The following is a 21,383-nucleotide window of genomic DNA, read 5'->3' as shown; positions in this document are numbered from 1 at the left end:
CCCGGAGAGCCGGACGGCCACTCCGGAGGAGCCACTGAAGGCAAGACCCCATTAGCCACATCCGGCCCTCCCGGGCCACCCAACACCTTATGGAGTCCCCATGTCCCTGGCCACCTCCGCGCGCCGGGCCGGCGCCCTGCTGCTGGCCGCCGCCGGCCTGCTGTCCGCCACCGGCACCGCCCACGCCACCGGCACGTACACCGCGGTCGTCTTCCCCGACCAGGACCACACGGTGGTCTACGACCTGATCGGCTCGGCGGCCAGGACCGTCGACGTGACCATGTACGAACTGCGCGACACCACCGCCGTCAACGCCCTGATCGCCCGCCAGCGAGCCGGGGTCAGGGTCCGGGTGATCCTGGACGGGCAGCACACCTCGGTCAACGGCTCCGCCTACAACGCGCTGAAGGCGGCCGGCGTGGGCGTGACGTACTCCTCCTCGGCGTTCGTCTACACCCACCAGAAGACCGTCACCGTGGACGGCGCCACGTCGCTGATCATGACCGGCAACCTGGACTCGACCTACTACGCGAACGACCGCGACTACGGCGTCGTCGACACCGACGCCAACGACGTCGCCGCGATCGAGCGGGTCTTCGCGGCCGACTACGCCAGGACCTCCGTCACCCCGTCGGACGGCGACAACCTGGTGTGGTCGCCCACCGACTCCCAGACCCGCCTGCTGGCGCTGATCAACGGCGCGCGGACCACGCTGGACGTGGAACAGCTGGAGTTCGGGGACCCGGCCCTGGTGGACGCGGTCACCGCCGCCGCCGAGCGCGGTGTCGCCGTGCGGATCGTGGGTATGAACCCGGACACCTACGGTTCGCAGTTCGACCAGGTCACCGCTGCCGGCGCCAGGGTGGTCAGCTACTCCTCGACCACCGGCCTGTACATCCACGCCAAGGCGGTCGTCGCCGACTACGGCACCGCCACGGCGAAGGTGTTCGCCGGTTCGGAGAACTTCTCCGACAACTCGCTGAACCACAACCGCGAGCTGGGCCTGATCGTCTCCGACCCCGGGGTGCTCGGCACCGTCGAGTCGACCTTCGCCACCGACTTCGCCAACGGCAGCCCCTACTAGGCCGGGCCGTTCCCGAACGCCCAGAGCTCCACAGCGCACGTCTCCCCGAGCCGTTCTCACCCGAGGATTGTCATGACTCCGTCTGCGAAGCCCCTGAACGAGACCCCGCCGAACGACACCCCGCCGAACGGCGCCCGCCCGGGCGACGGCCGCCGCCCCCGCTCCCGCCGCGCCGCGACCGCGATCGGCTCGGCCGTCGCCCTGGTCGCCGCCTCCGGCGGGCTCTGGGCCGCCACCGCCACCACCGCCCAGGCGGCCGGGCTGCCCACGCCCGACCACATCGTGGTCGTGGTGATGGAGAACCACGCCTACACCCAGATCATCGGCAGCAGCAGCGCGCCCTACCTCAACAACACCCTGAAGGCGGGCGGCGGCAACCTCACCCAGTCCTTCGCCATCACCCACCCCAGCGAGCCGAACTACTACGCCCTGTTCTCCGGCTCCACCCAGGGCAGGGTCGACGACAGCTGCGTGACGGTCGGCGGGTTCCAGGCCCCGAACCTGGCCTCCGAGGTGGCCGCCGCCGGCAGGACCTGGGCCAGCTACAACGAGACCCTGCCCAGCCAGGGCAGCACGGTCTGCAGCAGCGGCAAGTACGCACAGAAGCACAACCCCTGGTTCGGCTTCGGCAACGTCCCGCTCAGCTCGGCGAAGACCTTCGCCCAGTTCCCGACCGACTACACCACCCTGCCGAACGTCTCCTTCGTCATCCCGAACCTGTGCAGCGACATGCACGACTGCTCGGTCAGCACCGGCGACACCTGGATCAAGAACAACCTGGGGGCGTACGCCAGCTGGGCGCAGACCCACAACAGCCTGCTGGTGGTCACCTTCGACGAGGACAACAGCCTGTCCGGGAACCGGATCCCGACCGTGTTCTACGGCGCGCACGTCGCCCCCGGCAGCAGCTCGGCCACCAGCTACAACCACTACAACGTGCTGCGTACGCTGGAGGACCTCTCCGGGGCGAGCGGCCACGCGGGCAACGCGGCGAGCGCGGCGGACATCACCGGCATCTGGAACTGACCTCCCGCTCGCAGGGCGCCTGGGGCGCCCAGGGCGTCCGGGAGTCGACCGGGACCGGCGGCTGCTGCGCGGCCGCCGGTCCCGGCGCTCCCGGCGCTGCTTCCGGCGTTGCCGCTTCCGGTGCCGCGGGCGCGGTGCCGAGTCGGCGCACCCCCGGTACCGCCGCCGTGCCCGCGCACACCGCGGTCACCAGGACCGCCGCGGTCAGCAGCGGCACCCGGCTGCCCCAGGCGTCGGCGGCCAGCGGCGCCAGGACGTACCCGACGGGTGCAGCGGCCAGCGAGAGCAGCCAGTCGTAGGAGGTCACCCGGGCCAGCACCCGGGGCGGGAAGTCCTGCTGGACCACCGTCTCCCAGACCGGGTTGAGGAAGCCCAGCCCGGCCGTCGCCACCCCGTAGGCGAGCACCGCAACCGGCGCGGGCGCCGGTACGGCCAGCGCCAGCAGCGGAAGCCCGTACAGGGCGAGGGCGAGGTTGCCGATCAGGACCGGGCGCCGGGGCCGGACCCGGCCGGCGACCAGCGAGCCCACCAGGAGCCCCACCGCCGCGGCCTGGGTGATCGCCACCCAGACGCCGTCCCCGCCCAGACGCGTGGCGGCGATCAGCGGGCCGAGGGTCAGCGCGACGGCGCTCGCTCCGTTCCAGACGCCGTGGGCGATCAGGCTGGTCCAGTACCAGTCCCGGGAGCGCACCTCGCTCCAGCCCTCGGCGAGGTTCCGGCGCAGCGAGCTCGGGCCGGTGGGCACGTGGTTGACGGTGATCCGGGTGAGCAGGGCCGCGCTCAGCAGGAACGAGGCGCTGTCGAGGACGAAGGCCCAGCCCGGTCCGGCCGTGAGGACCAGGACCCCCGCGAGGGCCGGGCCGCCGAGCCGGGCGGCGCTGGTGGCCGAGCCGAGCAGGGCGTTGGCGCGCAGCCGGTGCTCGGCCGGGACGGTGCCCCTGACCAGTGGCGAGGCCGTCGGCATGGCGAAGGCGGAGGCGGCGCCGCCGATCACCTCGGCGACGGCGATGTGGGTGAGGACCGGGCGGCCGCCGAGGAGTTCGAGGCCGACGAGCAGCTGGGTGGCGGCGCGCAGCAGGTCGGTGGTGAGGGCGACGAGGCGCGGGTCGAAGCGGTCGCCGACCACCCCGCCCAGGGGCAGCAGGAGGAGCCTGGGCACCATGGCGCAGCCGAGGACGAGGGCGAGGGCCCCGGAGGAGCCCGTGGCACGGGTGATGGCGATGGCCAGGGCGGCGGGCACGGCGGCGTCACCGAGAGTGGAGACCGTACGGCCGACCAGGAGCAGACGGAACCCTGGGAGGCGCAAGGGGTGTTGGGACATGTGCGGGACTTTATTTCGGTAGCGAAATTTTGGCAACGAATATTTCGGCGCCGACAGAAGTGTCGCCTTTGTAGACTCCTCCCATGCCCGAGCACCCGACCCCTCAGCCGCACCCGCCCCGGGACTGGACGGACGGCCACGTCGAGCGCTGGCTGCCGGTGCTGGCCGACCTCGACCCCGACATCGAGGGGGCGGTGACCCGGATGTCGCGGCTCACCCACCACCTCGGCCGGGTCCGGGAGCAGGGCGTCTCCGACTACGGCCTGCACAAGCACGAGTTCGACACCCTCCACGTGCTGGCCGGCCGTGGTGGCCACGCCGCCCCCTCCGACCTGCGCGCCGACCTCAACCTCGCACCCGCCTCCGTCACCGGACGCCTGGAATCCCTGGAGCGCCGCGGGTTCGTCCTCCGCACGCCGTCCACGGAGGACCGCCGGAAGGTCGACATCGTCCTGACGGAGGCCGGGCGAGCCGCCTGGCAGGAGGCCCTCGACGTGGTCGGGCGCGAGGAGCGGCGGCTGCTCGGCGTGCTGAGCGAGGACGAGCGGCGCACCCTGTCGGGCCTGCTGCGGAAGGTGATGCTGGCTCAGGAGGCGACGGCCGGCGGGTGACCGCCCGGCGGTTCCAACGACCGCCTGGCGGTTCCGGTGACCGCGGCTCTCGGTGACCGCGGCTCTCGGTGACCGCGGCTCCGGAACGGCGTGCTCCGGGCGCCGAGTCCGGTCGGTCCGGGGGCGGCGCGTTTATCGCCTGTTGATCACTGCCGCCTAGCGTCGGGGGCATGGACGACAGGACGGCCGAGCGGCCGGGGGCGGCGCCCGAGGGGCGGATGGCGGGGCGGATCACGGAGCAGGACGCCGATCGGTTCCGGCAGTTGCTGGCCGGGCTGGAGCACTCCTTGGCGGCGGACCGCGAGTCGGCGGGGCGGCGTGATGCCTGAGGCCGTCGAGGTGCGGCCGGTGGTGGTGCTGCCGCTCTGGCGGCGGGACGCACGGCAGGAGGACGCGAAGCGGCCCGGGGTGCTGCGGGGGCACCCCGGGCCGGCGGCGTCCGACCGGGCCGGGCGGGACCGGCAGGACCGGCAGGGCGGCTGACGGGCCGTCGTCAGCAGTCGCAACCGCAGTCGCACCCGTCGCAGCAGCAACCGCAGTCGTTGCAACTGCCGCAGCAATCGCCGCAGTCACCGCATTCGCAGTCGCAGCAGTCGTGCCGCTCGCAGAAGCCCTTGCGGCGTTCGCGGGTGAACGGATGCTCGTGCTCGCAGCAGAGCAGCTGGCAGGTGCAGGCCAGCAGCGCCCAGACCGCGCACCCGGCGAGCAGGTTGCGCGGCGGCGGCGGCTTCTGTCCCGGCGGCGTGAAGCCGGGGCCCTGCGGCAGCCACGGGGAGACCGGCGCGTTCGGGTCCTGGCCAGGGTGCGGCTGGCCAGGGGCGCCGGGCGGCACCTGGCGGGGCGGCGCGTCCTGCGGGTGCTCGCCGTGGGAACCGTGCCGACAGGCCGCCCCGTGCGCGGGCCGGCCGAAGACCCGGTCGACCGCGCGTTCGGTCTCGTGCGCCAGGAGCACGTGGACGAGCGCGCGGTCGCTCAGCTCGACCTCCCGCAGGGCGAGCCGGATGCCGTGGACCGCGTCCCGGCAGAGCCGTTCGGCCTCGGCGCGGTCGGTGCCGGTGGCGGTCAGCGGGTTCCAGGCGCCCGAGGCGGCGTCGGCGGCCTGGTCCTCGGCGGCGTCGAGGAGGTGGGCGAGCCGGCCGAACAGCCGTCCGGCCTCGGCGAGCGGGGCGGCGTTGCCGGGGCGCCCGGCGATCACCGCGGTGTGGGCGAAGGCGGCGCAGGTGGCGGTCTCGGTCGGCTCGGTGACCAGCAGCACCGAACTGCCGGGCAGCAGCGAGCGTTCCAGCCCGCCCTGCCGGGAGGCGGCGTCGAGCAGCACGGCGGTGTCGAAGCCGACCGCGGAGGCGGTGCCCGAACTCTTCCGCTCCCAACGCCTGGTCACCACCCGGGCTCCGGCGGCCACCGGCCGGCGGGCGAAGACGCCGTCCCGGTCCTCGACGTGATCGCGGATCTTCACCGAGGCGAGCGCGAGCGAGACGGCGGCGGCCAGCCGGGCGCCCTCGCCCTTGGCGACGGAGGCGGTCCGCATGCCGCGCAGCGGGCACGGTCCGGCGGTGCGCCGCCAGGAGGAGTCCTCCCGGGCGGCCTGGGCCTCGACCAGGACAGAGATGATCAGACCGTCGTAGTTGGTGGCGGTCCGGGCGAGTTGGCCGTGGTCGTCGCGCAGCGCGAGGCAGAGCCCGCACAGGTGCGCCATCCAGGAAGTCTGGAGCTGCTCGGACAGCCGGTGCCTGCACGGTCTGATGATGCCGAACACGATGGTGGTCCCCCTCGCCCATGGGGCCGCTGACCGGCCACTTTATCGGTGAACATCATATGATCAGCGCCTGCTGGGCCGGCGTGGCCGGGGACGAGCCGTCGTCAGACCGTGACCGCCGCCGGGAAAGGCCGCGAAGGTGACCGGGGCCGGGAAAGGCCGCGAAGGTGATCTCACATCCGGGATAGCATCGCGGATATGGGAATCGACACGGCCGCCGACGAGCGGCTGGCCCGACGCCTCGCCGAACTCCGTCTCCAACGCGGCTGGACGCTTGAGGAGTTGGCGTGCCGGGCGGACGTCAGCCGGTCCACGCTGTCCCGGGTGGAGCGGGCCGAGGTCAGCCCCACCGCCGCCCTGCTCGGGCGGCTCTGCGCCGTGTACGGGCGGACCATGTCCCGTCTGCTCGCCGAGGTGGAGTCCGAACCGGCCCGGCTGGTGCGGGCCGACGAGCAGCGGGTGTGGCGGGACGAGGCGACCGGCTTCGTGCGCCGCTCGGTGTCGCCGCCGCACGGGTCGCTGCGCGGCGAGGTGATCGAGGGACTGCTCCCGGCCGGTGCGGACATCGCGTACGACCGCCCCTGCCCACCCGGACTGGAGCACCACCTGTGGCTGTTCGAGGGAGCCCTGGAGCTCACCCTGGACGGCGAGGCGCAGCTGCTCGGCCCCGGTGACTGCCTCCGCTACGGCTCCGGCACCAGCCGCTTCCGCAGCCTGGGCCCCGGCTGCGCCCGGTACGCACTCCTGGTGGTCGAGCCGTGAGCGCCGCCGCCACCGGCCCGGCGGCCGGCGGACCGATACGCCCCGACTTGGACGGCGACCCGGCGGCCGGCGTCCCGTCGATCGACGCTCCGCCACTCGACGTCCCGTCAGTCGTCCCGTCAGTCGACGGCGGGTCAGCCGACGGCGCCCCGACGGCCACGCCGCGCAAGGAGCGCTTCGACGCCGCCGGGCGCCGCGTGCTGCTGGTCTGCGTCGCCGGCGGCTTCACCACGCTGCTCGACCAGTCCGTCCTCAACACCTCGGTCCCCGCCCTCCGCGAGACCCTCCACGCCCACCCCGCCCACCTGCAGTGGATCGTCGCCGGCTACTCGCTGGCCTTCGGCCTCGCCCTGGTCCCCGGGGGCCGGCTCGGTGACGTCAAGGGCCGCAAGTGGTTCTTCGTCGCCGGGCTCGCCCTGTTCACCGCGGTCAGCCTGGTCTCCGCGACCGCCACCGATCCCGCGGTGCTGATCGCCGCCCGGCTGCTCCAGGGCGCGGGCGCCGGGCTCGTCAACTCCCAGATGATCGGCACCCTCCAGGACGTCTTCGACGGTCAGCTGCGCGCCCGAGCGCTCGGCATGTACGCCGTCACCGGCAGCCTCGCCTTCGCCCTCGGCCCGCCCGTCGGCGGGCTGGTGCTGGCGGCGGCCGGCCCCGGACTCGGCTGGCGCCTGACCTTCCTGCTGAACGTCCCGTTCGGCCTGGCCACCGTCGTCCTGGCCGCCCGGCACCTGCCCAGGCCGCGACCCAGCGCCCGGCAGACCGACCTCGACCTGACTGGCCTGCTGCTGGTCGGCGCGCTCACCCTCGTCCTGATGCTGCCCTTCGTCCAGCCACCCGGCTGGACCGGCTGGATCGGCTTCACGGCCGCCGCCCTGCTGCTGCTCGGCACGCTGATCCGGTGGCAGCGCCGCTACGCCCGCCGGGGCGGCCACCCGCTGATCCACCCGGCGCTCACCCGTTCCGCGCCGTACGCGCTCGGCACGGCCACCGCGATGGCCCAGTTCGGCTCCTCGCTGGCCGCCTCGCTCGTCCTCACCATGTTCCTCCAGGACGGCCTGGGCCTGTCCCCGCTGGGCGCCGCCCTGGTCGCCCTGCCCTCCGCCCTGGCCATGGCGGCCGCCTCCGCGCTCGCCTGGCGGGTGGTGCAGCGCATCGGGCGACGCACCGTCACCCTCGGGATGGCCGGCTCCGCCCTGGCCATGCTCGGCAGCGGACTGGTCGGCCACTGGGCCCCGGCCGCCGCGCTGCCCTGGCTGCTCGCCCTCCTGCAACTGCTCAGCGGCGCCTCGGTGGGTCTGATGGGCCCCACCAACCAGGCGTTCGTGCTGCGTCACGCGCCCGCCGAGGCGGCGGGGGTGAGCGGGGCGATCCTGCAGATGACCCAGCGCATCGCGGCCGCCGTCGCGGTCTCCGCGTTGTCCGGGGTCTACCTGCGGGCGACCTCCGGGGGCGGCGACCACCGCTCCGCCTACCTGGCCGCCGGCGCGGTGTGCGCCGCGGTGGCCGGACTCGCGGTGCTGACCTCGGTGTTCGCCGGGCGGGCCGCCGAGCGGGTGCGCCCCGGGGAGGAGCCCGTCGCGGTGAGCCGAGGGCGAACAGCCGTCCGGTGACGGCCCGTGGGCCCGTACCGTGGCGGGCATGACGAACGTACGGACGGTGGAACTTCCCGAGGTCACGCTCGCCTACCGCGAGAGCGGACGGATCGGCGGGCCGCCGCTGGTCCTGCTGCACGCCCTCGGCGAGCGCGCGACCGACTGGGACGTCGTGCTGCCGGACCTCGCCCCCGGGCACCACGTGTACGCGCTCGACCTGCGCGGCCACGGCGACAGCGGCCGCACCGCCGCCTACAGCCTGGAGGCGATGCGCGAGGACGTCTTGGCCTTCCTCGATGCGCTCGGCCTGGTGCGGGTCGACCTGGTCGGCCACTCGATGGGTGGCGCCGTCGCCTACCTGCTCGCCCAGGCCGCGCCGGAGCGGGTCGACCGGCTGGTCCTGGAGGAGATCCCGGCGCTGCACCCGCGCCCGTCGAGCGTGCCGCCGGAGGGGGCCGACGAACCGGCGCACTTCGACTGGGCGATGGTCCGCGCCGTCAAGGCGCAGCTCGACGACCCCGACCCGGCCTGGCGGGAGGGGCTGACCCGGATCACCGCCCGCACCCTGGCCGTCGCGGGCGGGCCGGCCAGCCCCGTTCCCCAGGAGCGGATCGCCGAACTCGTCCGGCTCGTCCCGGACTGCGGCCTGGTCACGATCGAGGCCGGGCACCTGGTGCACAGTGCCAGGCCGGCCGAGTTCGTCGCCGCCGTGGCGCCGTTCCTGGAACGCTGAGCGGCCGTCCGGCGCGGGTGCCGCCCGCCACCTGCCGGGCGACGGCTGCGGATGCCCGACGGCTGCGGGTGCGGACCGTCCCCCCCGCCGACGGGCAGACGGTCCGGCCGCTGCCCCGCTACACGCCGGACTCCGCGGGCAGCCGCCCGCTGCGCACGGCCGCGACCAGCTCGGCGTGGTCGGCCTCGGTGCGGTCCGCGTACGCCACGGCGAACGCGGCGACCGCCTCGTCCAGTGCCTCGCTCTTTCCGCAGTACCCGGCCAGCAGCTCGGGGTCGGCGGTGTGGGCGTGCGCCCGGGCGAGCAGGGCGCCGGTGATCCGGGCGTAGTCGTCCAGTTGGTCGGGCAGCAGCGCGGCCGGGTCGACGCTGCCCTTGCGGTTGCGGAACTGCCGCACCTGGTAGGGGAGTCCGTCGACGGTCGTCCAGCCGAGCAGGGTGTCGCTGACCACCTGCATGTGCTTCTGGCCGAGCACGACCCGCCTGCCCTCGTGCTGCCGCTCCGCCCGCGCGGCGCCGTCGAGGTGCGGCAGCAGCACGGACGGGCGGGCCTCCTTCACCTGGAGCACCAGGGGCTGGTCCCGGTGGTCGGTGAGCAGCACCACGTAGGAGCGGGTGCCGACACTGCCGGTGCCCACCACCCGGAACGCCACGTCCTGCACCCGGTAGCGGGACAGCAGGGTGCGCACCTCGGGGGGCACCGTCGCCACGTACGGGCCGAGTGCCTCGGCCACCGCCCGGGCGGTCGCGTCGGTCACCTCGGTGAGCACCGGCGCGGCCGCGGTGAAGCGCCAACCGCCGTCCGCGGTCCGGGTGGTGCTGCGGGCGGCGAACCGGGCGCTGGTGTTGCCGAGCGCCTTCGCGCCGACCTTCCGGAGGACGTCGGTGAGGTCGTGGGCGTCGGCGAAGGACACCAACTGCTCGTCCGCCACGGCGTTCCAGGCGTCCAGTGAGGGCAGCTTGGCGAGCGTGCGCACCGTCCGGCGGTACGCCCCGGCCGCGTGCTGGGCGGCCGCCCGGGCGGTGGTCTCGCTCGCCCCCGTCTCCCGGCCGGCCAGCACCAGGCTGGTGGCCAGGCGCTTGAGGTCCCACTCCCACGGGCCGGGCACGGTCTCGTCGAAGTCGTTGATGTCCATGACCAGTTGGCCGCGCGCATCGCCGTAGAGGCCGAAGTTCGCCGCGTGGGCGTCCCCGCACAGCTGGGCGTCCACACCGCTCACGGGCGTGCCGGCCAGGTCGGCGGCCATCAGCCCGGCCGAGCCGCGCAGGAAGGCGAACGGCGTGGCGGCCATCCGGCCGACCCGGATCGGCACCAGCTCCGGTATCCGTCCGGCGTTGGAGGCCTCGATGGCCTCCACGGCGGTCGGCCGGCCGGCAGCGGTCGCGAACTCCGCGTGCCGCTCCCGCGGCACCCGCCGCCGCAGGGCCTTCCCGCGTTCCCGCGCCCGTCCGTCCCGGTCGGTCGCGAACCCGTCCACCGCGAACCGCCGCCGCACCTCGGTGCCTCTGCCGTCTGCCACTGCTCCCCGCCCGTACGTTCCGTTCGATCCGGCCCGTGACCTGCACGGACCGGTCCATCGGGGGGTAGGGACGTCCGGCGCGGCGCGGTGGTTCCCCACGCGGGCGCCGGGATCGGGCGCGGCGGCCGCGGGGTAGCGTGGGCGGGTGGACGATCTTCGGAGGGGGCCGGCCTCGCGCGTTCCGGCCGCCGCTGCGGCGGGCCTGACCGTGGCCGCGGGCCTCGGGGTGCGGGCCGGGGCGGCGGCCCTCGGGGTGCGGGCCGGGGCGGTGGGCGAGGTCGCCAAGTACGCGGGCGACGCGCTCTACACCGTCCTGGTGTACGCCCTGGTGGTGCTGGTCGCGCCGGCGGTGCGCCCGGCGCGGGCGGCCCTGTGGGCAGTGGCGGTGAGCTGGGCGGTGGAACTGTTCCAGGCCACCGGGCTGCCGGAGGCGTGGGGCCGGCACAGCGGGCTGGTGCAGCTGGTCCTCGGGTCGACCTTCGATCCACCGGATCTCGCCTGGTACCCGGTCGGCGCGCTCGGTGCCGCCCTGGTCCACCGGGCGCTGCGGGCGCAGCGCGCCACAGCGCCCGGTGGGAGCGGCTGATGAACCGTCAGAGCGGCAGAAGCTCCGGGCGCTTGGGCTCGACGTGGTCGCCCGAGGACTCGCCGCGCAGGCGCCGGCCGACCCATGGGAGCAGGTACTCGCGGGCCCACTGGAGGTCCGCCCGCCGCTGGTCGGCGGGGGACAGGACGGGCGCGGCCGGCCAAGGGGCCTCCGGGTCCTGCGCGGTGGCCAGGCCCAGCGAGCGGGCGGCCAGCAGGGCCACCCGCTGGTGGCCGTCGGGGGAGAGGTGCAGCCGGTCCTCGCTCCAGGCGCGGCGGTCCTGCACGGCGCGCAGGGACCACAGGTCGGCCACCTTGCAGCCGTAGCGGTCGGCGACGGCCCGCATGTGCCCGTTGTAGGTGGCGATCTTGCCGCGCAGGTGCTTGAGCAGCGGCACGTCCTTGGTGTCGAAGCCGGTGCAGATCAGCACCGTCCCGGCGGACACGGAGAGTTGGGCGATGGCCGCCTCGAATCGCTCGGCGACCTCGTCCGGGTCGCTGCCGGGCCGCAGGATGTCGTTGCCGCCGGCGCAGAAGGTGACCAGGTCGGGCTGGAGCCGGCGGACCTGCGGCACCTGCTCGGCCACGATCTGATCCAGCAGCCGCCCGCGCACCGCCAGGTTCGCGTAGCGGAACGCGCCCGGCGGCCGCCCCTCGGCGAGCATCCCGGCCAGGCGGTCGGCCCAGCCGGCGAAGGCGCCGTCCGCACCGGGGTCGTTCAGGCCCTCGGTGAAGCTGTCGCCCAGGGCGGCGTACGAACTGAGGTCAAGGGTCTCCTGGAGGTTCGGCATGAAGAAGATAGTTCACTGAATCAAGTGACCTACGCCACCGTAGGTCATGCCGCGCGCGCGTGAGATGGGCCACGTACCCCGCGCCGGTCGGCCGCGGCCCGCAGAGCGCCGCAGTCGGAAAACCACAAGATCCTTGCCCCCTTCCCGTTTTGGGCCCGAACGGACGATGCTCGAGGGATGCGGCCGACCGGCCGCCGTCCTTCCAGGGGGAAGCCAGCCGTGAGCCTTTCCGAGCACCCGGACCCGACCGAGAACCCGTCCGCCGGTACCGCGGACCCGACGACCGACGCGGACCCGACCATCGCCGGGGACCCGACCGCCGACGAGCACTGGACCATCGACGACCGCTGCACCAACTGCGACGTCGCCCGCCAACTCGCGCCCGACCTGATCGTCGAGCGTGCCCGCACCTCCGAACTGCTCCGCCAGCCGCGCGACGAAGCCGAGCGGCGGCAACTGCTCGCCGCCGCGCACGCCTGCCCGACCCGCTCCATCCGCCCCGGGAGCGGCCGGCTCGACCCGGCCACCGACCCGTTCCCGCTCGCCCTGGACGACGGGGTGCTGCTGCTCGGCCACAACTCCCGCCGCACCGCGGGCGCCAACTCCTACCTGTGCCGCCGTCCGACCGGCTGGGTGATGATCGACACGCCCCGCTACAGCGAGGGCCTCGCCGCCCGCTACGAGGCGCTCGGCCCGGTCACGGACGTGCTGCTCACCCACCGCGACCACGCCGCCCACGGCCGCGCGTACGCCGACCGCCTGGGCGCCCGGCTCTGGATCCACGAGGGCGACCTCGCGTACGCCCCCGACGCGGACCAGGTGCTGCGCGGCACCGACCTGGTCGAGATCTCCCCCGGCCTGGTCGCCCACCCCTTCCCCGGGCACACTCTCGGCAGCGTCCTGTACGTCGCCGACGAGCGCTACTGCTTCAGCGGCGACAGCCTGTACTGGTCCCGCACCAACCAGGACATCGAGGTGCAGGAGGCGGTGACCTGGTACTCGATCGAGGAGCAATCCGCCTCGCTGGACCGCAGCCTGGGCGCGCTGCGCTTCGAGTGGCTGCTGCCCGGCCACGGCGACAAGCGCCGGATGTCCGCCGAGGAGGCCGACCGCCGTCTGCGCGCCCTGGCCGTCCGCGCCCGGGAGTTGCGCACCGAGCCGGTGGACTTCGCCGCCGTGCGCTGGTAGCCGCCGGGCAGGGGTATGCGTGCGCCGGGGCTCGCGCCGGGTGCGCGGGGGGTTGCACCCGGCCGGGGCGCCCGCGCGGGTGTGCGAACGGGAGTGGCTGGGCAGCGGCCTCTGGGGCGGGGTGCACCCCGTATTCCGGCGACCCGAGGACGGTTGAGCGATGCCCACGCAGACCCCGGCGCGTACGGCGCGGCCGCGCCGCTACCTGATGTGCCGGCCGACGTACTTCACGGTGGACTACGCGATCAACCCGTGGATGGACCCGGCGCAGCCCACCGACACCGCGCTGGCCGTGCGCCAGTGGGAGCGGCTCTACTGGGCGTACCGCCGCCTCGGCCACACCGTCGAGCTGATCGAACCGGTGCCGGGGCTGCCCGACATGGTGTACGCCGCCAACGGCGCCACCGTGCTGGACGGCCGGGCCCTGGTGGCGACCTTCCGCCACCCGGAGCGGGCCGCCGAGTCCGAGGCCTACCAGGCCTGGTTCCGCGCGCACGGCTTCCGCGCGGTGCACCGGGCCCGGCACGTCAACGAGGGCGAGGGGGACCACCTGGTGGTCGGCCGCCGGGTGCTCGCCGGGACGGGCTTCCGCTCCTCGCGGGCCGCCCACGCCGAGGCGGAGGAGCTGTTCGGCGTGCCGGTGGTCAGCCTCACCCTCGTCGACCCGCGCTTCTACCACCTGGACACCGCGCTCGCCGTGCTCGCCGACGACCACGTCATGTACTACCCGGAGGCCTTCGACGCCGACAGCCGCGCGGCGCTGCGTTCGCTCTACCCGGACGCGATCCTCGCGGACCGGGCCGACGCCGAGGTGTTCGGGCTCAACGCCGTCTCGGACGGCCGCCGGGTCCTGCTGCCGGAGGCCGCCAAGAACCTGGCGGGGCGGCTCGTCGAGCACGGCTACCAGCCGATCCCGGTGGACGTGTCGGAGCTGCTCAAGGGCGGCGGCGGGGCGAAGTGCTGCACCCTGGAGCTCAGGCCGTAGGGCCCGGGAACGGCTGCCGGCCCGCCCGGGGAGTGCGTCGGGCGGGCCGGTGCCGACGGAGGAACCCCGCCCGCGTCGCCGGGTGGGATCAGACGCCGAGCCAGAGGTCCGGGCCGAACACCTCGTAGTGGATGTCCCTCGCCGGCACGCCCGCCTCGAGCAGCTGGCCGCGGACGGCGCGCAGGAAGGGCAGCGGGCCGCACAGGTAGGCCGTCGTCCCGGCGGGGACGGTGACGGTGGAGAGGTCGACCAGGCCGGTGCGGTCGGCCGGCCACTCGCCGAGCGGCTGCTCGTAGAAGACGTGGGCGGTGGCGTTCGGCAGCTTGGCCGTCAGTTGCTCCAGGTCGGCGCGGAAGGCGTGGCTGAGCTGGTCGCGGTCGCCGTGCACCGACACGACCTGCCGGGTGGAGCCGGTCGTGGCGAGGTGGTCGAGCATCGCGATCATCGGGGTGTTGCCGATGCCCGCGGAGGCGAGCAGGACCGGGCCGTCGCCCTCGGCCAGGAAGACGTCGCCCAGCGGCGGTGCCAGCTCGACGGTGTCGCCGGTGGCCAGGTGGTCGTGCAGGTGGCCGGAGACCTCGCCGCCGGGCTCGCGCTTGACACTGAAGCGCAGCGCGCCGTCGGCGCCGCCGGACAGGCTGTACTGGCGGATCTGGTGGGCGCCGTCGGGCAGTTCGGTGCGGACCGAGACGTACTGGCCGGGCCGGGAGGCCGGGACGGGGCGGCCGTCGGCGGGGCGCACCAGGTAGCTGGTGACGGTCTCGGTCTCCTGGTAGCGGGTGACCACGGTGTACGGGCGCCACAGGTCGGCCGGGTCGCCGCCGGCGGCCGCCTCGACGCGCAGCCGCGCCTCGACGGCCATCAAGGCGTTGGCCATCAGCCAGTACACCTCGTCCCAGGCGGCAGCGACGTCAGGGGTGACGGCCTCGCCGAGCACCTCGACGATCGCCGCGAACAGGTGCTCGTGGACGACCTGGTACTGGTCGTCGGCGATGCCGACCGAGACGTGCTTGTGGGCGATCCGGGCGAGCATCGCGTCCGGCCGCTGGTCGGGATCGGCGAGCAGCGCGGAGGCGAAGGCGGCTATGGAGCCGGCCAGCGCCTGGCGCTGGGTGCCGTTGGCCTGGTTCCCCCGGTTGAAGAGGTCGCGCAGCAGGTCCGGGTGCGTGGCGAACAGCCGGTCGTAGAAGCGCGAGGTGATGTCACCGATCGCGGCGCCCACGACGGGCAGCGTGGCCTCGACGACCTCGGCGGACTTCGCGGACAGCATCAGACGGGCTCCTGACTGGTATCTGAGATTCGTATTTTCGACCGTGCGGTCGAGCGCGGACCCGGGGGCGGGAATCAGTCGGCGGGCCCGGCCGTGAGGCTGAGCAGGACGGGCCCCGTGGGGGAGGAGACCAGGTCGTTGATGCTGAGCGGATCGAGCGAGGCGAAGAACGCCTCCTGGGCGTTCCGCAGGGCCCCGCGCAGCCGGCAGGCGGCCCGCAGCGGGCACGGCGGGTCGCCCTCGCAGTCGACCACGTCGCCGACCCCCTCCAGTTCGCGCAGCAGCAGCCCGAGCGAACCGGTCCGTCCGGCGAAGGTGAGCATCAGCCCGCCGCCGCGACCGCGCCGGGCCTCCACGACGCCCAGGTGCTGCAGCCTGCTGACCACCTTCGCCGCATGGGTGTACGGCACCGCGACCGCCTCGGCCACCTCGCGGGTGGTCGGGTTGGCGTCCTCGCCCAGGACGGCGAGCCGCATGGCGATGCGGAGCGCGATGTCGGTGCTCTTGGTCAGCCTCACGTGCGGAACGCTAACGAATGCGACTCCAGAACTCCAATTTTCCGGCCGGTACCGGCTGAGACCCGGGTCGCGTCCGCACCCGGTGGAGGGGCCCCGTCCGGGTCCGCCCGCCGGCCGCCGTGGTCGCTGCGACCGAATATCGGTCGAATCTGAACAGTTGGCGACATTACCGATCAGTTCCTGACGGGCCGTCAACCTGCCTTCTACGCTTCGTGCGGCTCGGCACCACCCCCTCGAGCCGCCCGTCCCCCGTACCACGGCCCGTTCCCCCGGAGGGATTCCTTGACATCACGTCGTGCACCCAGGCGCACCGGCACGGCGCTGGCGGCGATATCCGCGGCCACCGCCGCCCTGCTGTCCCAGCCCGTGACCGCCGCTGCCGTCGCGCCGCCGCCGGCCGTGGCCGCCCACCTCCCGGTGGCGCCCTACCCGGCGGGGGTGGCGCTCACGCCGGACGGCGCCCGGGCGTACGTCACCAGTCAGAGCACCGGCACGGTGAGCGTCCTGGACACCGCGAGCAGAACCGTGACCGGCACCTTCACCGCCGGCACCGGCTCGTACGCCGTCGCGCTCTCCCCGGACGGGCGCCGGGCCTACCTCACCCACCACCTGGACAACGCGGTCAGCGTGGTGGACACCGCCAGCAACACGGTGACCGCCACCGTCCCGGTCGGCGTCCAGCCCTGGAACCTGGCGCTGTCGCCGGACGGCTCCCGGGCCTACGTCAGCAACGCCGGGGCCGACACGGTCAGCGTGCTGGACACCGCGTCCGACACCGTCAAGGCCACCGTCCCGGTCGGGGCCGAACCGCATGGTCTGGCCGTGTCCCCGGACGGCAGGCGCCTCTACGTGGCCGCCTCCGGCGCCAAGGCGGTGACCGTGGTCGACACCGCGAGCGGCACGGTGAGCGCCACCGTGCCCGTCGGCCACAGCGCCTTCGGCCTGGCGCTCAGCCCCGACGGCAGCCGGCTGTGGGTCGCCGACGGGGACGACAGCACCGCCGCGGTGATCGACACCGGCGCCGGCGCCCTGCTCGGCACCGTGCCGGTCGGCACCGGCCCGTACGCCGTGACCCTGGCCCCGGACGGCTCCGCCGCGTACGTCTCCGACTACGGTGACGACACCCTGAGCGTGATCGACACCGCGAGCCGGACGGTCACCGCGACCGTGCCGGTGGGCGCGAGCCCGTACACCCTGGCGCTGAGCGCGGACGGGCGGCGCGGCTACCTCGCCGACTTCACCGGCAACGCCGTCGACGTGCTGAACTTCCCGCTCCCGGTGCCGGCGGTGACCGGCGTCAGCCCGAACGGCGGCTCCGGAGCGGGCGGCACCACGGTGACCGTCACCGGCACCGACCTGAACGGCGCCACCGCCGTCACCTTCGGCGCGGCCGGCCCGGCCACCTCCTTCAGCTGCACCAGCACCCGCTGCACCGCGACCGCCCCCGCCACCACAGTGACCGGCCCGGTCGACGTCCGGGTCACCACGCCCGGCGGCACCAGCGCCGCCGTCGCCGCCGACCGCTTCACCTACACCGCGCCCAGCGCCCACCTCGGGGTCGCGCTCACCGCGACGCCGGCCACCGGGCGGGTCGACTACACCGTCACCCTCACCGGCCAGGGCCCCGACCCGGTCACCTCGGCCACCGTCTCGGCCGACCTGCCCGCGGGCCTCACCGCGAGCTCCGGCGACTGCACCGTCGCCGCCGGCAAGCTCACCTGCACCCTGAGCACGCCGCTCGCCAAGGGAGCCAGCACCACCCGGCACTTCTCCCTCGGGGTCGGTCTGCTGAACCTGATCCGCACCTGGGACGTCACCGTGGCCCGCACCGGCGGCACCCCCGCCGACCCGTCGCCGGCCACCAGCAAGGACACCCGCAGCTGCACCTCCTTCCTCGGCCTGTCGATCACCTGTCGGTGACCGCTCGCCGGAGGCCCCGCCCGCACCCGTGGGCGGGGCCTCCGGCGCACCCGGGCCCGGACGGGACCCGGACGAGACCCCGAGGCCTGGACGAAGTGTCCGGGCCGGACGTACAGTCCGTGCATGCCTGCCGAAACGCCCGACCCGCGCGTCCGGACCTGGTCGCCGGTCTGCCGGGCGGTCGCCCTGCTCCTCGGCCCGTACGCCGAGGTGGTCCTGCACGACACCGCCACCGACCGGGTGCTGGCCATCTGGAACCCGATGACCACCCGAGCCCCCGGCGATCCGTCGCTGCTCGGCGAACTGGACCGGCTGGACCCCTCCGCGCCCGACGTCTACGGCCCCTATGAGAAGCTGCTGCCGGACGGGCGCCGGCTCTCCTCGGTCAGCGCCGTCCTGCGCGACGCCACCGGTAGGCCCTCGGCGGTGCTCTGCGTCAACCTCGACCGCGGCCCGCTGGAGCAGGCCGCGGCGCTGCTGGCGAACTTCGCCGCGCCCACCGCACCGCGCCCCGAGCCGCTGTTCGAGCGGGACTGGACCGAGCGGATGAACGACGTGATCGGCGGCCACGTCCGGGCCCGGGGCCGACCTGCGGAGCGCTTCACCCGGGAGGACCGGCTCGCCGTCCTGCGCGAACTGGACGAGGCCGGGGTGTTCGCCGTCCGCCGGGCCGTCCCCGCCGTCGCCGCCGCACTGCGGATCTCCCGCTCCACCGCCTACGCCCTGCTCGCCGAGCTCAGACACCCGGCGGGCCCCGGCGCCCGAGCCGGGGCCGGGGCGGGAGCCGGAAACAGCGCCGCTGCCGGCACCGGTCCCGGCGCCGGCACCAGGAAGGACTGACACCGATGACCCGACTGCCCGACTTCCGGCTCGAAACCTACTTCTCCCGCTGGGAGTTCACCGCCCGCCACCACCTCACCGCCTCCGACGCCCAGACCATGACGATGGCCGAGCTGCTCGCCCTGGCCGGCCCCGAGGACCGCGAGGCCTGGGACACCCTCGCGCTCGGCTACACCGAGACCTTCGGCGATCCCGGCCTGCGCCAGGCGATCGCCGGGATGTACGAGCGGGTCGGGGCGGACGACGTGATCTGCTTCGGCGGCGCCCAGGAGGGGATCAACCTCGCCATGCAGGTGCTCCTCGAACCGGGCGACCACGCGGTGGTGCTCACCCCCAACTACCAGTCCGCCGAGACGATCCCGCTCTCGCTGTGCGAGGTCACCGGGGTGGCGCTCGACGAGCGGCGGGACTGGGCGCTCGACCTGGACGCCGTCGAGGCGGCAATGCGGCCGAACACCAAGGTCCTGTCGGTCAACTTCCCGAACAACCCGACCGGGGCGGTGATCGACGCCGCCGACTTCGCCCGCCTGGCCGAGCTGTGCGGCGAGCGCGGCGTCCGGCTCTTCTCCGACGAGGTCTACCGGGGCCTGGAACGCGACCCCGAGCGCACCCTGCCGCAGGCCGCCGACCTCTCCGAGACCGCGCTGTCGCTGAACGTCACCTCCAAGGCGCTCGGCCTGCCCGGGCTGCGGATCGGCTGGATCGCCTGCCGGGACGGCGAGCTGCGCAGCCGGCTGGAGCGGGCCAAGCACTACACCACGATCTGCAACTCGGCCCCCAGCGAGGTGCTGGCCCGGATCGCCATCACCGCGCGGGAGCGGATCCTGGCCCGCAACCGGGGCATCATCGCGGAGAACCTGCCGCTGTTCGACGCCTTCTTCGCGGAGTTCCCCGAGCTCTTCGAGTGGCGCGCCCCGGACGGCGGCTGCGTCAGCTACCCGCGCTACCTGGGCGCGGACGGGGTGGAGGAGTTCTGCACCGCGCTGGTCGAGCAGGCGGGTGTCCTGCTGATGCCCGCGAGCATGTTCCGCTCCGAGCTCACCCCCACCCCGACCGACCGATTCCGGATCGGCATCGGCCGCCGCGACCCGGGCCCGGCGCTGGAGGCCTTCGCCGAGTGGCTCCGCAAGCGCTGAGCGGCCGCAGGCGACCGGAAGGGGCCCGGGCTCCGGCGGCCCTCGGGACGACCGCCGCCGGAGCCCGGGCCCCCGGCAGCCGTACGGGTCAGAGCTTCTGCCAGGCCGGCTTGGCGGCGTAGGTGTCGCGGAAGTAGTCGGCCAGCTTGAGGCGGGAGGCGGCGGCCTCGTCCACCACCACGGTGGCGTGCGGGTGCAGCTGCAGCGCCGAGGCGGGGACGGCGGCGGCCAGCGGGCCCTCGACGGCCAGCGCGACGGCCTCGGCCTTGGCCTCGCCGGTGGCGAGCAGCACGAGGTGGCGCGCCTCCAGGATGGTGCCGATGCCCTGGGTGATGACGTGGTGCGGGACCTCGTCGAGGCTGTCGAAGAAGCGGGCGTTGTCCACCCGGGTCTGCCTGGTCAGGGTCTTGATCCGGGTGCGCGAGGCGAGCGAGGAGCACGGCTCGTTGAAACCGATGTGGCCGTCGGTGCCGATGCCGAGCAGCTGCAGGTCCACGCCGCCGGCCTCGGCCAGCGCGCGGTCGTAGGCGGCGGCGGCCGAGGCGATGTCCGCCGCGTTGCCGTCCGGGCCCAGGAAGGAGTCCTCGGTCAGGCCGAGCGGCTCGACGACCTCGCGCAGCACCACCGAGCGGTAGGACTCCGGGTGCCCGGGCGGCAGGCCGACGTACTCGTCCAGCTGGCAGATCCGCGCCCTCGAGGCGTCCAGCCGGCCGTCCCGGACCCGGGCGGCGAGGGACCGGTAGACCGGCAGCGGGGTCGAGCCGGTCGCGACGCCGAGCAGGGCGTCGGGCTTCTCGGACAGCAGATCGGTGATCGCCGTGGCGATGAGTTCGCCGGCCGCTGAGGCGTCAGGGACGATCACGATTTCCATACTGGTCCACCGTTCTGAGGCGAGGCTGAGGTCTAGACCTCCGAGGTCTAGACCAGTTTGCCGTGAACGGGGGCTCCAGGTCCACCCGGGGCCGCCGGGCCCGCTGGTCCCGGACTCCGGGCGCCCCGTCCGGCGTCGCCGCCGACGGAAGCCGGCGCCGGCGGTGGAAGCCGATGCCGGCGGTGGAAGCCGGTGCCGGCGGTCGAAGCCGGTGCCGGCGGTGGGGGTGTGGAGGGAGCCGGGGCGCGTGCGCCCCGGCTCCCGTCGCCCTGTCCTGCGGAGGCGCTCCCGCCGTGCGGAGCGGGTCGTGCGTCCGGGCGGCCTCCGATCAGAACGGGTTGGTACAGGTGGTGACCTGCTTGCTCGCGTCCAGCGCCGGACCGGCGGTGGCGCAGATGATCCGCGGCCCGGCGGCGGTCACCCGCGGGGTGACGGCCTGGGCCGAGCCGAGCTTCACGGTGGTGGCGGTGGCGACCGGCTCCCACGGGCTGCCCCAGGCCTTCTGGGTGCGGACGTCGACCTGGACCACCGTCAACTGGTCCGGGTCGGCGCTGACCTGGGCGACGCCGACGACACCCTCGCCGTCTATCCGGTGCGAGACGCAGGGGTGGTTGAGCACCGAGGCGCAGGCCGCGGTGTCGGTCTCGGACGTCGCCGTGGCGGCCGTGGCGGGACCGGCCGTCAGGGTCGCGATCCCCGCCACCGTCAGCATCACAGCTGCGATCCGAGTGCGCATGATACGAACCTCCTTGGAAATTAAGGGAATCTCACTCCTTGAGATGAGTCTTGCACACATCATGGAAGTCATGCGTGTGCGTTGCGTCACACTCATGGTGACTGTTCAACTACTGGCTGCAATCGTTCGCCGAACG

General features: G+C 74.3%; 22 protein-coding genes. 14 read left to right on the top strand and 8 right to left on the bottom strand.

Features of this window, described 5'->3' with window-relative positions; genetic code table 11:
* Window positions 1-100: 100 nt before the first annotated feature.
* Together ACGF07_RS33500 and ACGF07_RS33495 are read left to right on the top strand one after the other, a co-directional pair.
* Entirely contained in the window at window positions 101-1,084 is a 984-nt protein-coding gene (locus ACGF07_RS33500; protein WP_392905069.1) for a phosphatidylserine/phosphatidylglycerophosphate/cardiolipin synthase family protein, read from the top strand.
* Between the two features lie 72 nt (window positions 1,085-1,156).
* Window positions 1,157-2,110, top strand: a complete 954-nt coding sequence (locus ACGF07_RS33495) for an alkaline phosphatase family protein (protein ID WP_392905066.1) — start codon at window positions 1,157-1,159, stop codon at window positions 2,108-2,110.
* Here ACGF07_RS33495 and ACGF07_RS33490 read toward each other — a convergent pair.
* A complete protein-coding gene (locus ACGF07_RS33490; protein WP_392905063.1) occupies window positions 2,091-3,431 on the bottom strand; it encodes an MFS transporter in 1,341 nt (446 codons plus the stop codon). The two genes, ACGF07_RS33495 and ACGF07_RS33490, sit on opposite strands and share 20 nt — an antisense overlap.
* An 83-nt stretch (window positions 3,432-3,514) precedes the next feature.
* Between ACGF07_RS33490 and ACGF07_RS33485 the strand changes: the two genes are divergently transcribed.
* The 3 genes from ACGF07_RS33485 to ACGF07_RS33475 all read left to right on the top strand — a co-directional run bounded on the left by ACGF07_RS33485 (window position 3,515) and on the right by ACGF07_RS33475 (window position 4,525).
* Window positions 3,515-4,042, top strand: coding sequence for a MarR family transcriptional regulator (locus ACGF07_RS33485; protein ID WP_350741217.1), 528 nt, complete (start codon window positions 3,515-3,517; stop codon window positions 4,040-4,042).
* Window positions 4,043-4,212: 170 nt separating this feature from the next.
* On the top strand, window positions 4,213-4,371 hold the full coding sequence (locus ACGF07_RS33480; RefSeq protein ID WP_392905061.1) for a hypothetical protein: 159 nt from the start codon (window positions 4,213-4,215) through the stop codon (window positions 4,369-4,371).
* Window positions 4,364-4,525 carry a hypothetical protein gene (locus ACGF07_RS33475; protein WP_392905059.1) on the top strand — a complete coding sequence of 54 codons (162 nt, stop codon included), beginning with the start codon at window positions 4,364-4,366 and terminating at the stop codon, window positions 4,523-4,525. The genes ACGF07_RS33480 and ACGF07_RS33475 overlap by 8 nt, the downstream gene beginning before the upstream one ends.
* 10 nt (window positions 4,526-4,535) lie before the next feature.
* On the opposite strand, the gene ACGF07_RS33470 is transcribed toward ACGF07_RS33475, so the two are convergent.
* Window positions 4,536-5,798, bottom strand: coding sequence for a DUF5685 family protein (locus tag ACGF07_RS33470; protein ID WP_392905056.1), 1,263 nt, complete (start codon window positions 5,796-5,798; stop codon window positions 4,536-4,538).
* Between the two features lie 198 nt (window positions 5,799-5,996).
* Between ACGF07_RS33470 and ACGF07_RS33465 the strand changes: the two genes are divergently transcribed.
* Genes ACGF07_RS33465 through ACGF07_RS33455 form a run of 3 tightly spaced genes read left to right on the top strand, consistent with a single transcriptional unit; the run spans window position 5,997 to window position 8,888 of the window.
* Entirely contained in the window at window positions 5,997-6,560 is a 564-nt protein-coding gene (locus ACGF07_RS33465; RefSeq protein WP_392905054.1) for a helix-turn-helix domain-containing protein, read from the top strand.
* Window positions 6,557-8,173: an MFS transporter gene (locus ACGF07_RS33460; protein WP_392905051.1), complete on the top strand. Its 1,617-nt coding sequence runs from the start codon at window positions 6,557-6,559 to the stop codon at window positions 8,171-8,173. The genes ACGF07_RS33465 and ACGF07_RS33460 overlap by 4 nt, the downstream gene beginning before the upstream one ends.
* A 28-nt stretch (window positions 8,174-8,201) precedes the next feature.
* On the top strand, window positions 8,202-8,888 hold the full coding sequence (locus ACGF07_RS33455) for an alpha/beta fold hydrolase (protein ID WP_392905049.1): 687 nt from the start codon (window positions 8,202-8,204) through the stop codon (window positions 8,886-8,888).
* A 118-nt stretch (window positions 8,889-9,006) separates the two neighbouring features.
* Here the strand turns inward: ACGF07_RS33455 and ACGF07_RS33450 are convergent, their stop codons facing one another.
* The gene (locus tag ACGF07_RS33450) at window positions 9,007-10,407 is read right to left on the bottom strand and encodes a DUF2252 domain-containing protein (RefSeq protein WP_392905047.1); all 1,401 of its coding nucleotides are present in this window, start codon (window positions 10,405-10,407) and stop codon (window positions 9,007-9,009) included.
* A gap of 145 nt (window positions 10,408-10,552) precedes the next feature.
* On the opposite strand from ACGF07_RS33450, the gene ACGF07_RS33445 reads away from it, so the two are divergent.
* The gene (locus ACGF07_RS33445) at window positions 10,553-10,993 is read left to right on the top strand and encodes a DUF2809 domain-containing protein (protein ID WP_392905044.1); all 441 of its coding nucleotides are present in this window, start codon (window positions 10,553-10,555) and stop codon (window positions 10,991-10,993) included.
* A 7-nt stretch (window positions 10,994-11,000) separates the two neighbouring features.
* Here ACGF07_RS33445 and ACGF07_RS33440 read toward each other — a convergent pair whose 3' ends face one another.
* Entirely contained in the window at window positions 11,001-11,783 is a 783-nt protein-coding gene (locus tag ACGF07_RS33440; RefSeq protein ID WP_350741234.1) for an SGNH/GDSL hydrolase family protein, read from the bottom strand.
* Window positions 11,784-12,083: 300 nt separating this feature from the next.
* Between ACGF07_RS33440 and ACGF07_RS33435 the strand changes: the two genes are divergently transcribed.
* Window positions 12,084-12,971, top strand: a complete 888-nt coding sequence (locus tag ACGF07_RS33435) for a 4Fe-4S domain-containing protein (RefSeq protein WP_392905073.1) — start codon at window positions 12,084-12,086, stop codon at window positions 12,969-12,971.
* Between the two features lie 160 nt (window positions 12,972-13,131).
* Window positions 13,132-13,956: a dimethylargininase gene (gene ddaH / locus ACGF07_RS33430; RefSeq protein WP_350741236.1), complete on the top strand. Its 825-nt coding sequence runs from the start codon at window positions 13,132-13,134 to the stop codon at window positions 13,954-13,956.
* Between the two features lie 88 nt (window positions 13,957-14,044).
* Here the strand turns inward: ddaH and ACGF07_RS33425 are convergent, their stop codons facing one another.
* Window positions 14,045-15,226, bottom strand: coding sequence for a globin domain-containing protein (locus ACGF07_RS33425; protein ID WP_392905040.1), 1,182 nt, complete (start codon window positions 15,224-15,226; stop codon window positions 14,045-14,047).
* 74 nt (window positions 15,227-15,300) lie between these two features.
* The gene (locus tag ACGF07_RS33420; protein ID WP_392905037.1) at window positions 15,301-15,744 is read right to left on the bottom strand and encodes an RrF2 family transcriptional regulator; all 444 of its coding nucleotides are present in this window, start codon (window positions 15,742-15,744) and stop codon (window positions 15,301-15,303) included.
* Window positions 15,745-16,026: 282 nt separating this feature from the next.
* Between ACGF07_RS33420 and ACGF07_RS33415 the strand changes: the two genes are divergently transcribed.
* The 3 genes from ACGF07_RS33415 to ACGF07_RS33405 all read left to right on the top strand — a co-directional run bounded on the left by ACGF07_RS33415 (window position 16,027) and on the right by ACGF07_RS33405 (window position 19,640).
* Window positions 16,027-17,664 (top strand): beta-propeller fold lactonase family protein, encoded by a 1,638-nt coding sequence (locus ACGF07_RS33415; protein ID WP_392905035.1) that lies wholly within the window; start codon window positions 16,027-16,029, stop codon window positions 17,662-17,664.
* Window positions 17,665-17,787: 123 nt separating this feature from the next.
* Entirely contained in the window at window positions 17,788-18,504 is a 717-nt protein-coding gene (locus ACGF07_RS33410) for a transcriptional regulator (RefSeq protein ID WP_392905032.1), read from the top strand.
* A gap of 5 nt (window positions 18,505-18,509) precedes the next feature.
* The gene (locus ACGF07_RS33405) at window positions 18,510-19,640 is read left to right on the top strand and encodes an aminotransferase class I/II-fold pyridoxal phosphate-dependent enzyme (RefSeq protein ID WP_392905029.1); all 1,131 of its coding nucleotides are present in this window, start codon (window positions 18,510-18,512) and stop codon (window positions 19,638-19,640) included.
* An 88-nt stretch (window positions 19,641-19,728) separates the two neighbouring features.
* Here the strand turns inward: ACGF07_RS33405 and nagB are convergent, their stop codons facing one another.
* Together nagB and ACGF07_RS33395 are read right to left on the bottom strand one after the other, a co-directional pair.
* A complete protein-coding gene (gene nagB, locus ACGF07_RS33400) occupies window positions 19,729-20,511 on the bottom strand; it encodes a glucosamine-6-phosphate deaminase (RefSeq protein WP_392905027.1) in 783 nt (260 codons plus the stop codon).
* Between the two features lie 328 nt (window positions 20,512-20,839).
* Window positions 20,840-21,247, bottom strand: a complete 408-nt coding sequence (locus tag ACGF07_RS33395; protein ID WP_350748633.1) for a hypothetical protein — start codon at window positions 21,245-21,247, stop codon at window positions 20,840-20,842.
* Window positions 21,248-21,383 lie beyond the last annotated feature (136 nt).

The sequence above is a fragment of the Kitasatospora sp. NPDC048194 genome (assembly GCF_043202455.1).
Taxonomy (GTDB): domain Bacteria; phylum Actinomycetota; class Actinomycetes; order Streptomycetales; family Streptomycetaceae; genus Kitasatospora.
The sequence above is the reverse complement of the archived record's forward strand: the minus strand, read 5'-3'. Positions and strand labels throughout refer to the sequence as shown.

Coding starts and splice junctions, on each gene's coding strand:
- ACGF07_RS33500 (WP_392905069.1), top strand. CDS start 101: ATGTCCCTGGCCACCTCCGCGCGCCGGGCCGGCGCCCTGCTGCTGGCC.
- ACGF07_RS33495 (WP_392905066.1), top strand. CDS start 1,157: ATGACTCCGTCTGCGAAGCCCCTGAACGAGACCCCGCCGAACGACACC.
- ACGF07_RS33490 (WP_392905063.1), bottom strand. CDS start 3,431: ATGTCCCAACACCCCTTGCGCCTCCCAGGGTTCCGTCTGCTCCTGGTC.
- ACGF07_RS33485 (WP_350741217.1), top strand. CDS start 3,515: ATGCCCGAGCACCCGACCCCTCAGCCGCACCCGCCCCGGGACTGGACG.
- ACGF07_RS33480 (WP_392905061.1), top strand. CDS start 4,213: ATGGACGACAGGACGGCCGAGCGGCCGGGGGCGGCGCCCGAGGGGCGG.
- ACGF07_RS33475 (WP_392905059.1), top strand. CDS start 4,364: ATGCCTGAGGCCGTCGAGGTGCGGCCGGTGGTGGTGCTGCCGCTCTGG.
- ACGF07_RS33465 (WP_392905054.1), top strand. CDS start 5,997: ATGGGAATCGACACGGCCGCCGACGAGCGGCTGGCCCGACGCCTCGCC.
- ACGF07_RS33455 (WP_392905049.1), top strand. CDS start 8,202: ATGACGAACGTACGGACGGTGGAACTTCCCGAGGTCACGCTCGCCTAC.
- ACGF07_RS33440 (WP_350741234.1), bottom strand. CDS start 11,783: ATGCCGAACCTCCAGGAGACCCTTGACCTCAGTTCGTACGCCGCCCTG.
- ddaH (WP_350741236.1), top strand. CDS start 13,132: ATGCCCACGCAGACCCCGGCGCGTACGGCGCGGCCGCGCCGCTACCTG.
- ACGF07_RS33425 (WP_392905040.1), bottom strand. CDS start 15,226: ATGCTGTCCGCGAAGTCCGCCGAGGTCGTCGAGGCCACGCTGCCCGTC.
- ACGF07_RS33410 (WP_392905032.1), top strand. CDS start 17,788: ATGCCTGCCGAAACGCCCGACCCGCGCGTCCGGACCTGGTCGCCGGTC.
- ACGF07_RS33405 (WP_392905029.1), top strand. CDS start 18,510: ATGACCCGACTGCCCGACTTCCGGCTCGAAACCTACTTCTCCCGCTGG.
- nagB (WP_392905027.1), bottom strand. CDS start 20,511: ATGGAAATCGTGATCGTCCCTGACGCCTCAGCGGCCGGCGAACTCATC.
- ACGF07_RS33395 (WP_350748633.1), bottom strand. CDS start 21,247: ATGCGCACTCGGATCGCAGCTGTGATGCTGACGGTGGCGGGGATCGCG.